This window comes from Microbacterium sp. 67-17 (assembly GCF_001898325.1).
GTDB classification, from domain to species: Bacteria; Actinomycetota; Actinomycetes; order Actinomycetales; family Microbacteriaceae; genus Microbacterium; species Microbacterium schleiferi.
The window spans coordinates 46,761-65,341 of the sequence record NZ_MKTR01000023.1 but is presented as its reverse complement, the minus strand read 5'-3'; the positions used below and the strand labels follow the sequence as shown (position 1 = coordinate 65,341).

The 18,581-nt window shown below is 66.7% G+C and carries 17 protein-coding genes; 7 read left to right on the top strand and 10 right to left on the bottom strand.

Going from position 1 to position 18,581, the window contains the following annotated elements:
• Positions 1-441 carry a dinucleotide-utilizing enzyme gene (locus tag BGO47_RS09780; protein ID WP_292711342.1) on the top strand — a complete coding sequence of 147 codons (441 nt, stop codon included), beginning with the start codon at positions 1-3 and terminating at the stop codon, positions 439-441.
• Positions 442-530: 89 nt separating this feature from the next.
• On the opposite strand, the gene BGO47_RS09775 is transcribed toward BGO47_RS09780, so the two are convergent.
• Positions 531-1,451 carry a heme o synthase gene (locus BGO47_RS09775; RefSeq protein WP_292711339.1) on the bottom strand — a complete coding sequence of 307 codons (921 nt, stop codon included), beginning with the start codon at positions 1,449-1,451 and terminating at the stop codon, positions 531-533.
• Positions 1,452-1,676: 225 nt separating this feature from the next.
• Here BGO47_RS09775 and tkt point away from each other — a divergent pair, with 225 nt between their 5' ends.
• From tkt to pgl, 6 genes are read left to right on the top strand one after another with little or no spacing between them, the layout of a single operon-like run.
• Positions 1,677-3,776 (top strand): transketolase, encoded by a 2,100-nt coding sequence (gene tkt, locus BGO47_RS09770; RefSeq protein WP_292711334.1) that lies wholly within the window; start codon positions 1,677-1,679, stop codon positions 3,774-3,776.
• Positions 3,777-3,803: 27 nt separating this feature from the next.
• Entirely contained in the window at positions 3,804-4,913 is a 1,110-nt protein-coding gene (tal, locus tag BGO47_RS09765; RefSeq protein WP_292711331.1) for a transaldolase, read from the top strand.
• A gap of 7 nt (positions 4,914-4,920) precedes the next feature.
• Positions 4,921-6,540, top strand: a complete 1,620-nt coding sequence (locus tag BGO47_RS09760; protein WP_292711328.1) for a glucose-6-phosphate isomerase — start codon at positions 4,921-4,923, stop codon at positions 6,538-6,540.
• A gap of 13 nt (positions 6,541-6,553) precedes the next feature.
• On the top strand, positions 6,554-8,104 hold the full coding sequence (zwf, locus tag BGO47_RS09755; protein ID WP_292711326.1) for a glucose-6-phosphate dehydrogenase: 1,551 nt from the start codon (positions 6,554-6,556) through the stop codon (positions 8,102-8,104).
• The gene (locus BGO47_RS09750) at positions 8,101-9,048 is read left to right on the top strand and encodes a glucose-6-phosphate dehydrogenase assembly protein OpcA (protein ID WP_292711324.1); all 948 of its coding nucleotides are present in this window, start codon (positions 8,101-8,103) and stop codon (positions 9,046-9,048) included. Before zwf ends, BGO47_RS09750 begins: the two co-directional genes overlap by 4 nt.
• Positions 9,041-9,820 carry a 6-phosphogluconolactonase gene (gene pgl / locus BGO47_RS09745; protein ID WP_292711322.1) on the top strand — a complete coding sequence of 260 codons (780 nt, stop codon included), beginning with the start codon at positions 9,041-9,043 and terminating at the stop codon, positions 9,818-9,820. The genes BGO47_RS09750 and pgl overlap by 8 nt, the downstream gene beginning before the upstream one ends.
• Before the next feature lie 77 nt (positions 9,821-9,897).
• On the opposite strand, the gene BGO47_RS09740 is transcribed toward pgl, so the two are convergent.
• The 9 genes from BGO47_RS09740 to uvrC form a co-directional block, all read right to left on the bottom strand.
• Positions 9,898-10,251 carry an RNA polymerase-binding protein RbpA gene (locus BGO47_RS09740; RefSeq protein ID WP_292711320.1) on the bottom strand — a complete coding sequence of 118 codons (354 nt, stop codon included), beginning with the start codon at positions 10,249-10,251 and terminating at the stop codon, positions 9,898-9,900.
• On the bottom strand, positions 10,251-10,499 hold the full coding sequence (secG, locus tag BGO47_RS09735) for a preprotein translocase subunit SecG (protein WP_292711318.1): 249 nt from the start codon (positions 10,497-10,499) through the stop codon (positions 10,251-10,253). Before secG ends, BGO47_RS09740 begins: the two co-directional genes overlap by 1 nt.
• A 145-nt stretch (positions 10,500-10,644) precedes the next feature.
• A complete protein-coding gene (gene tpiA, locus BGO47_RS09730; RefSeq protein ID WP_292711316.1) occupies positions 10,645-11,433 on the bottom strand; it encodes a triose-phosphate isomerase in 789 nt (262 codons plus the stop codon).
• Positions 11,421-12,638 (bottom strand): phosphoglycerate kinase, encoded by a 1,218-nt coding sequence (locus tag BGO47_RS09725; protein ID WP_292711313.1) that lies wholly within the window; start codon positions 12,636-12,638, stop codon positions 11,421-11,423. Before BGO47_RS09725 ends, tpiA begins: the two co-directional genes overlap by 13 nt.
• Positions 12,639-12,660: 22 nt before the next feature.
• On the bottom strand, positions 12,661-13,671 hold the full coding sequence (gene gap, locus BGO47_RS09720) for a type I glyceraldehyde-3-phosphate dehydrogenase (RefSeq protein WP_228179022.1): 1,011 nt from the start codon (positions 13,669-13,671) through the stop codon (positions 12,661-12,663).
• 152 nt (positions 13,672-13,823) lie between these two features.
• On the bottom strand, positions 13,824-14,450 hold the full coding sequence (locus tag BGO47_RS09715; RefSeq protein ID WP_292711307.1) for a superoxide dismutase: 627 nt from the start codon (positions 14,448-14,450) through the stop codon (positions 13,824-13,826).
• A gap of 148 nt (positions 14,451-14,598) precedes the next feature.
• Positions 14,599-15,576, bottom strand: a complete 978-nt coding sequence (gene whiA, locus BGO47_RS09710) for a DNA-binding protein WhiA (protein WP_292711304.1) — start codon at positions 15,574-15,576, stop codon at positions 14,599-14,601.
• A 95-nt stretch (positions 15,577-15,671) separates the two neighbouring features.
• On the bottom strand, positions 15,672-16,550 hold the full coding sequence (gene rapZ / locus BGO47_RS09705) for an RNase adapter RapZ (protein WP_292711371.1): 879 nt from the start codon (positions 16,548-16,550) through the stop codon (positions 15,672-15,674).
• A 71-nt stretch (positions 16,551-16,621) separates the two neighbouring features.
• A complete protein-coding gene (uvrC, locus tag BGO47_RS09700; RefSeq protein WP_292711301.1) occupies positions 16,622-18,580 on the bottom strand; it encodes an excinuclease ABC subunit UvrC in 1,959 nt (652 codons plus the stop codon).
• Between the last annotated feature and the right edge of the window lies 1 nt (position 18,581).

Sequence of the window (18,581 nt, the reverse complement as noted above, 5' to 3'; positions counted from 1 at the left end):
ATGACCAATCGCCTTGCCCGCAGCGTCCCCTTCTGGGTGCTGCTTCTCGCCTCCCTCGCCAGCATCGGCGTCGGGCTCTGGCTCGTGCTGACCAAGGTGAGCGAGATGAGTGCGACGCTCGCGGATGGTTCGGCGACATACGAGCAGGTGTACGTGAGCCCTGCGTGGATCGGATTCGGCGGTGTCCTGGTGGGCGCCGGCATCCTCGGTCTGCTGCTCGTGCTGACCCTCGCCGCGCTCCGCTCGGCTCTGCCCGCCCCCGTCGCCGAAACCGCCTTCGTCGAAGAAACCGTCATCGTCGAGGAGGCGGCTCCGGTCGCCGAGCAGGCTCCGGTCTTCGAGGATGCCGATGTTGAGACCTCCACGACCGACGCCGCCCCGCCCGCCGGTGCTGCAGACGCCGCCGTGCAGGCTGACGCCGAGGCGCCGGAGAACCGCTGACCCCAGCGTAGAGAAGACCCCGCTCGCCGAACATCGTTCGACGGGCGGGGTCTTCTCTGTGCGCGCCGGCTGCCCGGGCGATGGCGTTCTTAGAACGGAAGCAGCGGGTCGACGGCGATCGCGACGAACAGCAGAGTCAAGTAGGTGATGGATGCGTGGAAGACACGCATCGGCCGCGGCTCCGTGCCGCGCACCGCGCGAGCATAGAGGACGTGTGACTCGTAGATGAACCAGCCACCGAAGACCAACGCCGATGCCGTGTAGACGATCCCCATCGAAGCGACGGGAATCAGCAGTAGCGACGTCACGACCGTCGCCCACGCGTAGAGGATGACCTGAAGGCCGACCTGCGAGCCGGAGCGCGTGGCGCCGAGCATGGGAACGTCGACCTCGTCGTACTGGTCGCGGTACTTCATCGACAGCGGCCAGTAGTGCGGCGGAGTCCACAGGAACACGAGCAAGAACAGGATGAGCGCGGGCCACGCCAGCGATCCGGTGACGGCGCTCCAGCCGATCAGTACGGGGAAGCATCCGGCGATGCCACCCCACACGATGTTCTGTTCGGTGCGACGCTTGAGGATCATCGTGTAGATGACGACGTAGAAGAAGATGGCACCTGCCGACAGCGCCGCCGCGAGCCAGTTCGTCGTGAAGCCCAGCCAGAGTGTCGAGGCGACAGCGAGCGACCAGGCGAAGATCAGTGCCCCGCGCGGCGAGACCTCGCCGGTGACGAGGGGACGATTCTCGGTGCGCTGCATGTGCGCGTCGATATCCCGGTCCAGGTACATGTTGAACGCCGCTGCGGATCCGGCGCTTGCCGAACCACCGATCACAGTGGCGACAACGAGCCACAGGGGCGGGAACCCCTGCTGCGCGAGGATCATCACGGGAACCGTCGTCACCAGCAACAACTCGAGAACGCGCGGCTTGGTCAGGGCGACGTAGGCGCGGACGGTGCGGCCGAACGAGGCGGGTGCGAGCTGCGCACGCGTCGTCGTGGAAATGTCCATTGCCCTCACTATCGGCCGTCACCCAGGGGTTTCCAGTCTATGGCATCGCCCGCAGCCTGGTGCTCTGAGGTCCCCTCTGCGGCTTCGAAACCCGGCCCCCTGGGGGAACCGGAATCGCTATGCTGAAAGCACACGCGCGCTCTGCGCCGGCTGCTCTTCCCGTGGTGACGCGGTCCGCGGACCGGTGGTCTCAGGGCGCACCCCTCTCGAACGGAAGGCAATCCGGTGACGGAACTGCGTTGGGATGAGATCGACAAGCGCGCGGTGGACACCGCTCGCGTTCTTGCGGCGGATGCCGTGGAGAAGGTCGGCAACGGACACCCCGGGACGGCGATGAGCCTCGCTCCCGCGGCCTATCTGCTGTACCAGCGGGTCATGAAGCATGACCCCGCTGACACGCACTGGCCCGGCCGTGACCGCTTCATCCTCTCGTGCGGTCACTCCTCGCTCACGCAGTACATCCAGCTCTACCTCGGCGGGTTCGGTCTCGAGCTCGACGACCTCAAGTCGCTGCGCACCTGGGGCTCGCTGACCCCGGGCCACCCCGAGTACGGCCACACCAAGGGCGTCGAGATCACGACGGGACCGCTCGGCCAGGGTCTGGCATCCTCGGTCGGTTTCGCCTACGCCGCACGGTACGAGCGGGGCCTCTTCGACCCCGAGGCGCCGGCCGGCGAGTCGCCCTTCGACCACTTCATCTACGTCATCGCGTCCGATGGCGACCTCGAAGAGGGTGTGACGAGCGAGGCATCCTCGCTTGCTGGACACCAGCAGCTCGGCAACCTCGTCGTCATCTACGACTCGAACCAGATCTCCATCGAGGACGACACGAACGTCGCCTTGACCGAGGATGTCGCGAAGCGCTACGAGGCCTACGACTGGCACGTACAGACCGTCGACTGGAAGAAGTCGGGCGAGTACGTCGAGGACGTGCATGAGCTGTACGAGGCCATCGAGAAGGCCAAGGGCGTCACCGACAAGCCCTCGATCATCATCCTCAAGACGATCATCGGCTGGCCCTCCCCCGGCAAGCAGAACAGCGGCAAGATCCACGGTGCCGCCCTCGGCGGCGACGAGCTCGCCGCCACCAAGAAGGTCCTCGGCTGGGACCCCGACACGACGTTCGATGTTCCCGACGAGGTCATCGCCCACACGCGCTCGCTGGTCGAACGCGGCGAGGCCGAGAAGGCAGCGTGGCAGGAGAAGTTCGACGCGTGGGCAGCGGCGAACCCCGAGCGCAAGGCGCTGTGGGACCGGATCCACGCTCGCGAACTCCCCGCGAACATCGCTGACGCACTCCCACAGTTCGAGGCAGGCAAGGATGTCTCGACCCGTGCCGCCTCCGGCCTGGTCATCAACGCCCTCGCCGCGGAGCTCCCTGAGCTGTGGGGCGGTTCGGCCGACCTCGCGGAGTCGAACCTGACGACCATCAAGAACGCGGCGTCGTTCATCCCTGAGGAGTGGTCCACGCACGAATGGGCGGGCAACCCGTACGGTCGCGTGCTGCACTTCGGCATCCGCGAACACGCGATGGGCTCGATCCTCAACGGCATCGTGCTGCACGGTCCGACCCGCCCGTTCGGTGGCACGTTCCTCATCTTCAGCGACTACATGCGCCCCCCGGTGCGTCTGGCTGCTCTGATGAACATCCCGACGCTGTTCGTGTGGACGCACGATTCCGTCGCGCTGGGTGAAGACGGTCCGACCCACCAGCCGATCGAGCAGCTCGCGACACTGCGTGCGATCCCGAACTTTGCTGTCGTCCGCCCGGCAGACGCGAACGAAACCGCGGCCGTCTGGCTCGAGCTCGTCCGTCGTCATGAAGGCCCCGCGGGAATCGCGCTGACTCGCCAGAACGTTCCCACGTTCGCGCGCGGCACGGGTGAGGCATCGGGCGACGAGTTCGCGTCGGCAGACCTGGCGGCCAAGGGCGCGTATGTGCTGGCGGACTCACCCACGGGAACCGTCGACGTGCTGCTTATCGCGACGGGCTCCGAGGTGCAGCTCGCCGTGGACGCTCGCGCGCAGCTTGCCGAGCAGGGTATCGGCGCACGCGTCGTTTCGGCCCCGTCGCTCGAGTGGTTCGCCGAGCAGGACGACGCGTACCGCGAGAGCGTGCTGCCGGCATCCGTCAAGGCTCGTGTCTCGGTCGAGGCGGGTCTGGCGATGCCGTGGCGCGGAATCGTCGGCGACGCCGGTCGCTCCGTGTCGATCGAGCACTTCGGCGCCTCGGCCGACTACAAGACGCTGTTCCAGAAGTTCGGCATCACGACCGAAGCAGTCGTGGCCGCCGCTCACGAGACGATCGCCGCCGCCGGCGCCTGAGCCGCGGCTGCACACGAAGGAGAAGTCATGACCACCCCCACCGAGAAGCTCGTCGCCGAGGGCGTCAGCATCTGGCTCGACGACCTGTCGCGCGAACGGATCACCTCCGGCAACCTGGCAGCGCTGATCACCGATCGCAATGTCACCGGCGTCACCACCAACCCGACGATCTTTGCCGGCGCGCTGGCGAAGGGCAGCGCGTACGACGAGACGATCCGGGACCTGAAGTCCCAGGGCGCCGACACCGAAACGTCGATCTTTACGATCACCACGACCGACGTGCGCGACGCTGCCGACATCTTCCGCCCCGTCTACGACGCGACTGGCGGCGTGGACGGCCGCGTGTCGATCGAGGTCTCGCCCGAGCTCGCTCACGACACCGACGGAACGATCGCCCAGGCGAAGGAACTGTGGAAGGTCGTCGACCGGCCGAACGCGCTCATCAAGATCCCGGCCACCAAGGCCGGGCTCCCCGCGATCACCGAGGCCATCGCCTCGGGCATTTCGGTCAACGTCACGCTCATCTTCAGCCTCGAGCGCTATGCGGCGGTCATCGACGCGTACCTCACGGGTATCGAGCAGGCCAAGGCCGCCGGCCATGACATCAGCACCATCCACTCGGTCGCCTCGTTCTTCGTCTCGCGCGTGGACACCGAGGTCGACAAGCGCCTCACCGCGATCGGGACGGATGCCGCGGAGGCGCTGAAGTCACGCGCGGGTATCGCGAATGCGCGCCTGGCATTCGAGCTGTTCGAGAAGGAGTTCGCTACTGAGCGCGCAACGGCGCTCGTCGCCGCAGGCGCGACCGTGCAGCGCCCGCTGTGGGCGTCGACGGGTGTCAAGGACCCCGCTCTTCCCGACACGCTGTACGTCACGGAACTCGTGGCCCGCGGCACCGTGAACACGATGCCCGAGAAGACCCTCGAGGCGACCTTCGATCACGCCGACGTGGTCGGCGACACGATCACCGGCAACTACGCCGACGCTCACGCCGTGTTCGACGGCCTCGCGTCGGTCGGGATCGACTTCGCCGATGTCACGCAGGTGCTCGAGGACGAAGGCGTCGAGAAGTTCATCGCCTCCTGGCACGAGCTGCAGGCGACGGTCACGACAGCCCTCGAGAACGCGGACGTCTGAGCCGGCGATGGCATTCGACATCCACCTGACCGGGCACGTCAAGTCAGTCGTCGGGGCGACGCTGCCCGGTCTCATCGGCGATCTCGTCGCCTCCGGCCTCACGGCGGGCGACAGCTCGCTGTGGGGCCCGGATGCCGAGGCCGAGGCATCCCGCCGGCTCGGATGGCTCGAGGCCGTCACGGTCTCCCTGCCGCTGGTGCCGCAGATCGTCGCGCTCCGCGAAGAGCTCACATCCCAGGGCCTGACGCGCATCGTGCTCGCGGGCATGGGAGGTTCTTCGCTCGCACCCGAGGTGATCGCGCAGACCGCCGGAGTACCGCTCGTCATCCTGGACTCGACAGCACCCGGTCAGGTGCTCGCAGCCCTCGACGGTGACCCCGAAGCCGGCGGCCTCGAGCGCACGGTCCTCGTGGTGTCATCCAAGTCCGGGTCCACGGTCGAGACGGACTCCGCGAAGCGCGCCTTCGAGGCTGCCTTCCGGGATCTCGGTATCGACCCGACCGAGCGGATCATCGTGGTCACCGACCCCGGTTCGCCCCTCGACGTATCGGCTCGCGCCGACGGATACCGGGTGTTCAACGCCGATCCGAACGTCGGCGGGCGGTACTCCGCGCTCACGGCTTTCGGGCTCGTCCCAGCAGGCCTTGCCGGTGTCGACATCGAGGAGTTGCTCGCCGAAGCCGATGCGACGCTGCTTGAAGTGGCGATCGACAGCCCCGAGAACCCCGCGCTGGTGCTGGCCGCAGCCATCTCCGGCGGCGATCCACGACGCGACAAGCTCGCCCTCATCAGCGACGGCACGCACATCGTGGGGCTGCCCGACTGGATCGAGCAGCTGATCGCGGAATCCACCGGGAAGGACGGCACCGGCATCCTGCCCGTCGTCATGCTGCCCGTCTCCCCCGAACTCGAAACCAAGCCCGCAGACCTGCAGGTGCTGCGCCTGGTCGACGAGGCTAACGAGTTCCACCTGTTCGAGCACCACCAGGGCGAGATCCTGGTCAGCGGATCCCTCGGGGCCCAGTTCGTCGTGTGGGAGTACGCCACCGCGATCGCGGGCAGGATGCTGGGTATCAACCCGTTTGATCAGCCCGACGTCGAGTCAGCCAAGGAGGCGACGCGGGGACTCCTCGCGCGCACGCCCGAACCAACGGCACCGGCGTTCACCGTCGAGGGTGTCGAGGTGCGGGTCACGGATGCCGCCCTCGCGGCATCCGGCACGATTGCCGGGGTCCTCGACGCACTGTGGGCACAGCTCCCGGCTGACGGCTACGTCTCGGTGCAGGCTTACGTAAACCGCCTCGCAATCCCCCAACTCCAGGGCCTTCGAGAGCTCGTCGCGGCGGATTCGGGCAGGCCCGCCACGTTCGGCTGGGGCCCCAGGTTCCTGCACTCAACAGGGCAGTATCACAAGGGCGGGCCTGCGAACGGCGTGTTCCTGCAGATTGTGGAGCGCACCGACGTGGATGTCGAGATCCCCGGCCGCCCGTTCACCTTCGGCCAGCTGATCGCCGCGCAGGCCGCGGGCGACGCTGAGGTGTTGGCTGCACACGGGCGTCCCGTTGTCACGCTCACCCTCACCGACCCCCAGGTCGAGGTCCTCTCCCTATTCGAAGCGGCTCAGTAAGGCATCCCACCCGATGACAGTCGAGATCTCTCGCGGGCACAATCCGCTGCGCGACCCTGAAGACGCACGCCTGAATCGGATCGCGGGGCCCAGTGCTCTCGTGATCTTCGGTGTGACCGGCGACCTCTCGCGTAAGAAGCTCATGCCGGCCGTATACGACCTCGCGAACCGTGGCCTGCTCCCGCCCGGGTTCGGTCTCGTCGGGTTTGCCCGCCGAGACTGGGAGGATCAGGACTTCGCCCAGGTCGTGCACGATGCGGTGCGACAGCACGCGCGCACCGCATTCCGCGAAGAGACCTGGCAGCAGTTGCTGCAGGGCATCCGATTCGTTTCGGGCGAGTTCGGCGACGACGACGCCTTTGCGCGGCTGCGCGAGACTGTGCAGAGCCTGGACGAAGAGCGCGGCACCATGGGCAACCACGCGTTCTACCTGTCCATCCCCCCGAAGGACTTTCCGGTTGTCGCTCGTCAGTTGCGCACCTCGGGCCTCGTGGATGACACCGCCGACCGGCCGGAACGGTGGCGCCGAGTCGTCATCGAAAAGCCGTTCGGTCACGACCTTGCCTCGGCCCGCGAGCTCAACGACGCACTGCGCTCGACCTTCCCGGCCGACTCCATTTTCCGGATCGACCACTACCTCGGCAAAGAGACGGTCCAGAACATCCTCGCGCTGCGGTTCGCGAACGAGCTGTTCGAACCCATCTGGAACCGCAACTACGTCGACCACGTGCAGATCACGATGGCCGAAGACATCGGCGTGGGCGGCCGCGCCGGCTACTACGACGGTATCGGGGCTGCGCGCGATGTCATCCAGAACCACCTGCTGCAGCTTCTCGCACTGACGGCAATGGAGGAGCCCATCAGCTTTGATGCGAGCCACCTGCGTGCCGAGAAAGAGAAGGTACTCGCGGCCGTCACGCTTCCCGCAGACCTGTCGCTCGCGACAGCGCGCGGCCAGTACGCCGGCGGCTGGCAGGGTGGCGAGCACGTCACCGGATTCCTCGACGAAGACGGCATGAAGCCGGATTCGACGACCGAGACCTACGCAGCGCTCAAGCTCGAGATCAACACGCGGCGGTGGGCCGACGTGCCCTTCTACCTGCGCACCGGCAAGCGACTGGGCCGCCGTGTGACCGAGATCGCCGTGGTGTTCAAGCGCGCCCCTGAGCACCTGTTCACGCGGTCGCAGACATCCGGGCTCGGTGAGAACGCGCTCGTGATCCGCGTGCAACCGGATGAGGGCGTCACGATCCGCTTCGGCTCCAAGGTGCCCGGCGCGAGCACCCACGTACGCGACGTCACGATGGACTTCGGCTACGGGCACGCCTTCACCGAGGCCAGCCCCGAGGCCTACGAGCGGCTCATTCTCGACGTTCTGCTCGGCGACCCCCCGCTGTTCCCCCGCCACGAAGAGGTCGAGCTCTCGTGGAAGATCCTCGACCCGGTCGAGGAGTTCTGGGCACAGCAAGGCGGACCGCTCGACCAATACGAACCTGGGTCGTGGGGGCCGAAGTCGGCAGACCAGCTCCTTGCCCGCGACGGACGCACCTGGAGGCGGCCATGATCGTCGATCTTCCCGATACGACAGTCAGCAAAATCTCCCGCGCACTCATCGACGTGCGTGAGGAGGGCGGTGCCGTAGCGCTGGGACGAGTGCTCACCCTCATCATCGTCACGACGAACGGCGGCACCGAGGACGGCATCGAGGCAGCCAACGACGCCTCGCGCGAGCATCCCATGCGGGTCATCAGCCTGCGCCTCGACCCCGAGGGCGAGCCGAAGCTGGATGCCGAGATCCGCGTGGGCGGCGACGCCGGCGCGAGCGAGGTCGTCGTGTTGCGCGCCTCTGGCGCTGCAGCATCCAACGTCGAGAGCCTCGTGACCGGTCTGCTGCTGCCCGACGCGCCCGTCGTCGTGTGGTGGCCAGACAACCCGCCCGCGACTCCCTCCCACTCCCCGCTCGGCCGGATCGCACAGCGACGCATCACGGATGCCTCCACCGTGCCCTACGAGACCTCGCGCGTCGCACACCTCGGCGACTGCTACTCGCCGGGCGACACCGACCTCGCCTGGACGCGCCTCACGCACTGGCGCGAGCAGCTCGCCGCCGTGCTCGACCAGCCGCCGTACGAGCCGATCACCGGCGTGGAGGTTCGGGGCGCTGCAACATCGCCCTCGACTGCCCTGTTGGCTGCGTGGCTGCGTCTCACTCTCGGCGTGCCGGTGGACTGGCACTACCTCTCCGCCGACGAATGGAGCGACGGCATCAAGTCGGTCCGCCTCACACGCGCCAGCGGAGACATCGTTCTCGAGCGTTCCTCAGCCGCGATCGCCCGGTTGTCGCAGCCCGGGCAACCGCAGCATGACCTGGTGCTACCGCGCCGCACACTGCGCGAGTGCCTCGCCGAGGAGCTGCGCCGACTCGATGCAGACCTCTTGTATGGTCGAGTGATCACCGAGGGCTGGGCGCTGCTCGACCCGACACCGTCGCAGGAGACCCATGGCTGAGATCACGAACGAGAAGCGGGTGCTCATCAGCCCCGACCGGACTGCGCTCGCGGAGTACGTGGCGAACCGGTTCCTGCGCCGTATCGAGAAGCAGGCTGATGAACCCGCCGTTCATGTCTCCCTCACGGGCGGAACCATGGGCATCGCGGTGCTCGAGGCTGCTGCGGCAAGCCCGCGGCTTGCGGGCCTCCGCTTCGACAATGTGCACTTCTGGTGGAGCGACGAACGCTTCGTCCCACGTCACGACTCCGAGCGCAACGACAAGCAGGCACGCGAGGCTCTTCTCGACCGACTGGACATCCCGGTAGGCAACATCCACAGCGTTGCCGCCAGCGATGAAGGCGTGGACCTCGACGAAGCTGCGCGCGCCTATGCGGCAGAGCTCGCGCGCTACGGGCAGCCTGGCGGACCCGCGTGGCCCTCGTTCGACATGTGCTTCCTCGGGGTCGGTCCCGACGCCCACATCGCTTCGCTGTTTCCCGATCATCCCGAGATCCGTGACACCGAGCACGCGGTGCTCCCGGTCCGGAATTCGCCCAAGCCCCCGCCCGAACGCGTGACCTTCACCCGACCGGTGATCAACGCGTCGCAGCGCGTCTGGCTGGTCATGTCCGGCCCTGACAAGGCCGCAGCTCTCGGCCTTGCCCTCGCCGGCGCCAACTACACGAGCGTCCCCGCCGGGGGCGCCAAAGGACGGCGACGCACCGTGTTCTTCGTCGACCGAGAAGCGGCCGAGCAAGTTCCCCCGGAGCTGATCGACCAGGAATACTGACCATTCATGACAATGGCCCCGGACCTCCCTCAGGGGAGACCGGGGCCATTGTCATGCAGGCTGCCCTGCGAAAAGTCTCAGAGGCCGCGGCGCTCGCGCAGGGACTTCAGCGCGTCATCCAGGAGCGCGTCGGCTTCTTCTTCCGTGCGACGCTCCTTCACGTAGGCAAGGTGCGTCTTATACGGCTCAGCCTTCGCCAGCTGAGGCGGGTTGTCTTTGTCGCGACCTGCGGGAAGCCCGGAGTGCGGCGAATCGATCGTCTCGGGGATCTCCTCGTCGGGGATGCCAGCCGCGAAGTAGCGCACAGTCTCGTTGCCGAGGGCATCCCAGTACGAGACGGCGACACGGTCTGCGTGATAGCCGTGATCCTGTTCGCCCATGGGTCCGGCACCCACCCGGGTGCCGCGGATTGCATTGCCGCCGGTTGCCATCAGATCACCTGGAACTTCGTAATGAGGCCAAGTCCCACGATGGTGATGAACCATACGAGGGCCAGCACGATGGTGAATCGGTTGAGGTTTCGTTCAGCCAGACCCGAGGACCCCAGAGCCGACGTCATTCCCCCGCCGAACATGTCGGACAGGCCACCGCCTCGGCCCTTGTGCAGCAGGATCAGCAGGGTGAGCAGCAGGCTCGTGATGCCGAGGATCACCTGCAGGATCAGTTCGAGAATCGCCAAGACGTGAAACCTTTCGTCGCGACGGTGTCTCGTCGCACAAGCGTCCAGTATACGGAAAGAGGCGCGCGCTTCGCCTCGGCCCGCCGCGCTGTGGCTGGGCGACCGGTCCTCCGGCTGCCCAGCCACAGCAGTAGTCAGAACAGCCTCAGACGCCGACGTGCTTCTGGTAACGGATGATGGCGGCGAACTCATCCACGACGAGACTCGCACCACCCACCAGCGCGCCGTCGACATCCGGCTCGCGCATGAAGCTCGCGATGTTCGCGGCCTTCACCGAGCCGCCGTAGAGCACACGAGTGCGCTCGGCAGCGTCTGCGCTCAACGATTCGGCGACGACCGCGCGCAGCTTGGCGCAGACATCCTGAGCCTGGTCGGGAGTAGCTGCCTGGCCGGACCCGATCGCCCAGACCGGTTCGTACGCCACAACGATGTCGGCGTCAGCCGGCACGTCAGCAAGAGCGGTCTTCAGCTGCCCGACGGGCACAGCGCTAGCGCCGTACTTCTCGAGGTCCTCCGCGGTCTCACCGACGCAGATGACCGGCACGAGACCGTGTCGCAGCGCAGCCTGAACCTTGCTGGCAACGACCTCGTCGGTCTCATGGTGGTACTCACGGCGCTCGGAGTGACCGATGATCACGTAGCGCGCGTCGAGCTTCGCAAGAAACACCCCCGAGATGTCACCGGTGTACGCACCCGAATCCTTCGGCGACAGATCCTGCGCGCCGAGGGCGAACGGGATCTTGTCGGCATCCAGCAGGGTCTGCACGGTCCGCAGATCGGTGAAGGGCGGGAAGACCGCAACCTCGACCGAGCCGTCCTCGTGCTTGGCGTCCTTCAACGTCCAGTGCAACTTCTGGACGAACGCAACAGCCTGCAGGTGGTCGAGGTTCATCTTCCAGTTGCCGGCGATGAGCGGTGTTCTCACTGCTCCCATCCGAGGACCTCCAGTCCGGGTAGCTTCTTGCCCTCGAGGAACTCGAGGCTTGCCCCACCGCCGGTGGAGATGTGGCCGAACTGGTCGTCCGTGAAGCCGAGCTGACGCACGGCGGCTGCCGAGTCGCCACCACCGACGACGCTGAGGCCGTCCACCTCGGTCAGCGCCTGCGCGACGGCCTTGGTTCCCGCGGCGAAGGCAGGCATCTCGAACACGCCCATGGGGCCGTTCCAGAACACGGTCTTGCTCGCGCGAATCGCGTCGGCAAAGATCTTCGCCGTGTCGGGGCCGATGTCCAGCCCCAGGCCCGTCGCACCGAACGGGGTCTCCTCGAGCGAATCGGCGGGAGCGACAACGTGCTCCGCGTCGGCGCTGAAGGATGCAGCCATCACGGCGTCCACCGGAAGCACGATCTCAACGCCTCTTTCCTGCGCCGTCGTCATGTACCGGGTGACAGTGTCGATCTGATCCTCTTCGAGCAGGCTCTTGCCGACCTCGTAGCCCTGGGCCTTGAGGAACGTGAACAGCATGCCGCCACCGACCAGGATGCGATCGACCCGCGGGAGCAGGTGCTCGATGACGCCGAGCTTGTCGCTGACCTTCGAGCCGCCGAGCACGACCGTGTACGGGCGCTCGGGCTTCTCGGTGAGGCGGTCGAGGACGTCGACCTCTTTCTCGATCAGGAAGCCCGCCGCGGACGGCAGGATCTCGGCGAGGTCGTAGACGCTTGCCTGCTTGCGGTGTACGACACCGAAGCCATCCGACACCAGAGCGTCGCCGAGGGACGCGAGTTCACGGGCGAACGCGCCGCGAACCTCGGCATCCTTCGCCGTCTCCCCCGCGTTGAACCGCAGGTTCTCGATGACTGCGACATCGCCGTCTTCCAGCGCGGCGACGGCGTCGTGGGCCGACTCCCCCACGGTGTCGCGCGCGAATGCGACGGGCTTACCGAGCAGCTCCGACAGGCGCTGAGCCACCGGCTCGAGGCTGTACTTCGGATCGGGTGCCCCATCGGGGCGTCCCAGGTGCGAGCACACGACGAGGCGCGCTCCCTGGTTGATGAGGGCATTGAGCGTGGGAACGGAGGCCCGCACGCGGCCATCGTCCGTTATGACGCCGTCTTTCAACGGAACGTTGAGGTCACAACGGACGATGACGCGCTTGCCGGCCAGCGAACCCAGCGAATCGAGGGTGCGCAGAGCCATGTCTGTTACCGGATGCCGCGGCTCAGAGCTTGCTGGCGACGAGCTCGGTGAGGTCGACGAGGCGGTTGGAGTAACCCCACTCGTTGTCGTACCAGGCCGAGACCTTCACGAGGTTGCCCGAGACATTGGTCTGTCCGGCGTCGAAGATCGACGAGTGCGGGTCGTGCACGATGTCGGTCGAGACGATCGCGTCGGTGTTGTACTTCAGGTAGCCCGCCAGAGCACCGTCGGCTGCAGCCTTCTCGTAGGCAGCGTTGATGGTCTCCTTGGTGAGGCCCTCGGCCGGCGTGATGATCGTCAGGTCCACGATCGAACCGGTGGGAACCGGAACGCGGTACGACGAACCGCTCAGCTTGCCGTTGAGCTCAGGCAGAACCAGACCGATCGCCTTGGCCGCACCGGTGGCAGCCGGCACGATGTTCAGGGCGGCAGCGCGAGCGCGGTGCAGGTCACCGTGGGGGCCGTCCTGCAGGTTCTGGTCAGCGGTGTACGCGTGGGCGGTCATCATGAAGCCGCGCTCGATGCCGAAGTTGTCGTTGAAGACCTTCGCGAGGGGCGCCAGGCAGTTGGTGGTGCAGGAGGCGTTGGAGATGACGTGCATCGTGGCCGGGTCGTACTCGCCGTCGTTCACGCCCATGACGAAGGTGCCGTCGACATCCGTGCCGGGTGCCGAGATGAGGACCTTCTTGGCGCCACCCGCAATGTGCTTGCTGGCGTCGGCTGCCTTGGTGAAGCGGCCGGTCGACTCGATGACGATGTCGACGCCCAGCTCGCCCCACGGGAGGTTTGCGGGGTCGCGCTCTTCGAAGACCTTGATGCTCTTGCCACCGACGGTGATGGAGTCCTCGGTGTACGAGACCTCTTCGCTCAGGCGTCCGCCGACCGAGTCGTACTTGAGGAGGTGGGCAAGCGTCTTGTTGTCGGTGAGGTCGTTCACCGCCACGATGTCGAGGTCCGCGCCCTGCTCCAAGGCTGCGCGGAGGTAGTTGCGTCCGATACGGCCGAAGCCGTTGATACCGATCTTGACAGACACGGTGTCTCCCTGATTCTTATCGCGCCGAAGCGCCGGGGGTCAGCTCCGGATCGACGACCCGGAGAGGGGTGTCATTTGTGGTGTGTTCCAGCAGACAAATGAGGCTGCCGGAGCCCCCGAGCGGGCGAGGGCTCCGCGGCATCCTCACCTGATCATGACCCTAGCAGCAGACCTGCCGTCTTCTCACGAGCCGTGACAAAGCGGTCCTGGACGTTCTGCCAGTTCACGATGTTCCAGAACGCCTTCACGTAGTCAGCGCGGACGTTCTTGTAGTCGAGGTAGTACGCGTGCTCCCACACGTCGAGCATGAGCAGCGGCACGCTGGCGGCGGCGAGCTGGCCCTGCTGGTCGAAGATCTGCTGGATGATGAGGCGCTCACCGATCGAATCCCAGAACAGCGCCGCCCAGCCCGAGCCCTGCACGCCGAGAGCGGCAGCGGTGAAGTGAGCCTGGAACTTGTCGAAGGAGCCAAAGTACTCGTCGATTGCTGCAGCGAGCTCGCCCGTGGGCTTGTCGCCGCCATCGGGCGACATGTTCGTCCAGAAGATCGAGTGGTTGGTGTGACCACCGAGGTTGAACGAGAGGTCCTTCTCGAGCTTGTTGACGTTGGCGAGGTTCCCGGTCTCGCGGGCCTCGGCAAGCTGCTCCAAAGCGGTGTTGGCGCCCGTCACGTACGCCTGGTGGTGCTTGTCGTGGTGCAGCTGCATGATCGTCGCACTGATGTGCGGCTCGAGAGCCGCGTAGTCGTACGGGAGGTCAGGCAGGGTGTAGGTGGCCATATGCTCTTCTCTTCCTGTCGTCGCGGCGCCAGGAATGCCCCGGCGTCGCTGGGGTGACAGTTGCCATCCTAGTGAGGCGGAGCACCCACTCGGCGGGTCTTGCGCGAGAAGACAACAGCCGTTACGTCGCGGTCACCTAGCGGCTGACTCAGTCCAGGGCGCTGGCAGGAACGGCGGATTCCGTTCCGGGAATGCCCTCGGCTGCCGCCTTCTTGTCGGCCATCGCGAGAAGGCGACGGATGCGGCCGGCCACGGCGTCCTTTGTGAGCGGCGGATCGGCGTGGTGACCCAGCTCGTCGAGACTCGCGTCGCGGTGCGCAAGCCGCAGATCACCGGCCTCGCGCAGGTGATCCGGGATGTCTTCACCGAGGATCTCGAGCGCTCGCTCCACGCGTGCACACGCGGCCACCGCGGCCTGAGCCGAGCGACGCAGGTTCGCGTCGTCGAAGTTCACGAGCCGGTTGACGCCGGCGCGAACCTCCCGACGCTGACGCATCTCGTCCCAGTGTGCAGCGACCTGGCGTGCACCCATGACGGCCAGTGCCGTGCGGATGGCATCCCCTTCGCGTACGACAACGCGCGGTGCACCGCGCACCTCGCGCGCCTTCGCGCCGATGCCGAGACGGTGCGCTGCCCCGACCAGGGCCATCGCCGCTTCCGAGGAGGGGCACAGCACGTCCAGCGACGCGGATCGTCCGGGGTCGGTCAGGGCGCCGGCGCCCAGGAATGCGCCGCGCCATACGGCGGCGAGGTCGCCGCGCGAACCCGTCGTGAGCTTGTTGGGAAGACCCCGCACGGGCCGGCGCCGCTGGTCGAGCAGGCCGGTTTGACGAGCAAGCGTCTCTCCCCCGTCGATGACGCGCACCGCGAAGAGGGCCCCTGCCCGCGAACCGGATCCCTGCGTCTGGACGATCTCGGGCCGGACGCCGTAGATCTCCATGAGCTCTCGGGCGACCCGCCGAGCAAGCGCCTCCGAGTCGACCTCGGCCTCGACAGCGACGCGGTTGGCGATGGAGTGGAGGCCTCCGGCGAAGCGGAGCAGTGATGTCAACTCAGCGACCCGGGCGCTGGGAAGCGGATCCCGGACTGCGATGAGCTCTGCTTTGACATCGGCCGTCAGCGACACGGGGCTCCTTTCGAGGGTGCCGGCACGGCCGGCGGATGACGCTCTAGCCTACTCGGGCGCACCCCTCGAATTCTCGGCTGCCTCCCGGTTCGGCGCTACTCTCGGCCGAGGTCGCGGTGCTTCACACGCACGGCGACCCCTGCCTCGTCGGCCAGTCGCCGGGCGAGTTCTTCGACCACGACGACCGAGCGGTGTTTGCCTCCTGTGCATCCGACAGCGACGACCGAGTGCCGCTTGTTCTCGCGCTGATAGCCCTGCAACACCGGCTGCAAGGCTGCGGCGTAGGCATCCACGAATTCCCGGGCCCCGGGCTGGGCGAGCACGTACTCACGCACCTGCGGGTCCTGCCCCGTGAAAGCCCGAAGCGAGGGGTCCCAGTACGGATTGGGAAGGAACCGCATGTCGGCGACCATGTCGGCATCCGTCGGCAGACCGTACTTGAAGCCGAAACTCATGATCGTGAGCATGTGCCGAGCTGCCCCCTCGTCCGAGAAGAGCTCGAAGATCCGCGTCGCGAGCTGGTGCACGTTCAGCGAGGACGTGTCCACGACGACGTCGGCGCGCTCTCGAATCTCCGAAAGGCGCTCTCGCTCGGTGCGGATGCCGTCGATGAGGGTTCCGTCGCCCTGCAGGGGATGCGGGCGCCTTACGGCTTCGAACCGCCGCACGAGCACATCGTCCGAGGCGTCCAAGAACACGATCCGCACGTTGCGGCGGGAGCGCAACTCCCCGACCTCGGCCGGAAGAGCGGTGAACAGGTCCCGGCCGCGAACGTCGACGACGGCGGCGACTTTCGGCAGCGCGGATGCCGCGATCTCGGACAACTCGAGCATCGGCTTGAGCATCTGCGGTGGCAGGTTGTCGACGACATACCAGCCGAGGTCTTCGAGGGCGTTTGCAGCGGTTGAGCGCCCGGCGCCGGACATTCCGGTCAGGATGAGCACATCACTCGTTGTGGCTGTCGTCTGGTCCATCGGGACCTCTCGTCCTGTGGTGGCGCGGTCTGCGGGCTCGTCAGGCACCGGGCCTCCCGAGCACGGCCAGCCTATCGACTCGCCAGGTGCGCGTGGATCGTGGCGGCAAGCTTCGGTCCGACGCCGGGAAGTTCCTGAATCTCCTCGGGCGTTGCGTTCTTGAGCGCGGTGACCGATCCGAAGTGGCGAAGCAACGCCCGGATACGGGCATCGCCGAGCCCGGGGATCTCGGCGAGCACGGTCTGGATGTCGCGCTTGCGCTTTCCTCGCTGCTTGGTGATAGCGAAGCGATGGGCTTCGTCGCGCAACCGCTGCAGGAGGTACAGCGCCTCGCTGGTGCGCGGCAGGATCACCGGATAGTCCTCTCCGGGGAGCCACACCTCCTCGAGACGCTTGGCGATGCCGCACAGAGCGATCTCGGAATGGCCCGCGTCGGCTAGCGCCCGTGCCGCGGCGTTGACCTGTGGCTTGCCGCCGTCGACGACGAGCAGCTGTGGGCGGTAGGCGAAGCGGGGGCGGCTGCGGGCCGTCACGACGGTACCCTCGGCGGTCGGATCCGAGCTGACGGATGGCTCGGTCGCGGCATCCGTCTCGCCCGTCGCGGTTTCGGTGTCAGGCGCCGCATCCCGCTCGTCGTCGATATATGCAAGTCGGCGCATGAGCACTTGATAGAGCGAGTCGGTGTCGTCGGTGGTCTGCGCAACACCGAAGATTCGGTACTGGTCCTTGCGTGGCAGCCCGTCTTCGAACACGACCATGGAGGCCACCACATTCGTGCCGCTGAGGTGCGAGACGTCATAGCACTCGATCCGCAGCGGCGCTTCGTCGAGACCCAGCGCCTCCTGCAGATCGGTCAGCGCCTGAGAACGCGCGACATAGTCGCTCGTGCGCCGTGTCTTGTGCAGCAGAAGCGCCTGTTGCGCGTTGAGCGCTGCGTTCTTCATGAGGTCGGCCTTCGCGCCGCGCTGCGCGATCTGAATCGTGACGTTTGTGCCACGCTTCTCGCGAAGCCAAGCCTCTAGTTCCGCGGCGTCGTCAGGAAGCGCGGGAACGAGCACCTGCTTGGGGATGTCGGCACGGCCCGAGGGACCGTAGGTCCGCTGCAGGATCTGGTCGACGAGCTCTCCCCCGCTGATGTCCAGTTCCTTCTCGATCGTCGTTGCCCGCACTCCACGCACGCGCCCGCCGCGGATGACGAAGTGCTGCACGGCGGCGGCGAGTTCGTCCTCCGCAATGCCGAACAGGTCGGCATCCGTGTCATCGGGCAGCACGAGCGCACTTTTGTTGAGCACCGCCTCGATGGCCTGGAGCCGGTCGCGAAAGACCGCTGCAGACTCGTAGTCCATCGCTGCTGACGCTTCTTTCATCCGGGCCGTCAGCTGCCGGGTGAAGCGCTGATCACCACCGGACATGAACGCGACGAAGTCGTCGACGATCGCGCGGTGCTCCTCGATCGTCACGCGGCCCGAGCACGGTCCGCCACAGCGGCCGATCTGGCCGGGGAAGCAGGGGCGACCGGTGGCCATCGCTCGCTTGTATGACGAGTCGCTGCAGGTGCGAATCGGGAACACCTTGATCATGAGGTCGATGACCTCATGCACCGCCCACACCTTGGGGTACGGGCCGAAGTACTTTGCGCCGCGGATCTTGTGGTTTCGCGTGACCATGACCCTCGGAGCCTCATCGGCAAGGGTGACAGCCATGTACGGATAGGACTTGTCGTCCTTGTAGCGCACGTTGAACGGCGGTGAGAACTCCTGGATCCACATATATTCCAGCTGCAGCGCCTCGACGTCGCTTCCGACCACCGTCCATTCGACGCCTGTGGCCGTGGTCACCATGCGTCTCGTGCGCTCATGGAGCGTGTGTAGCGGCGCGAAGTAGTTCGACAGGCGCGCACGGAGATTCTTCGCTTTGCCGACGTAAAGGATGCGACCAGCGTCGTCGCGGAACCGGTACACGCCCGGATTGGTCGGGATCTCCCCCGGTGCCGGCCGGTACGCGAGCTGAGGATGGGTGGCGCGAGCCACG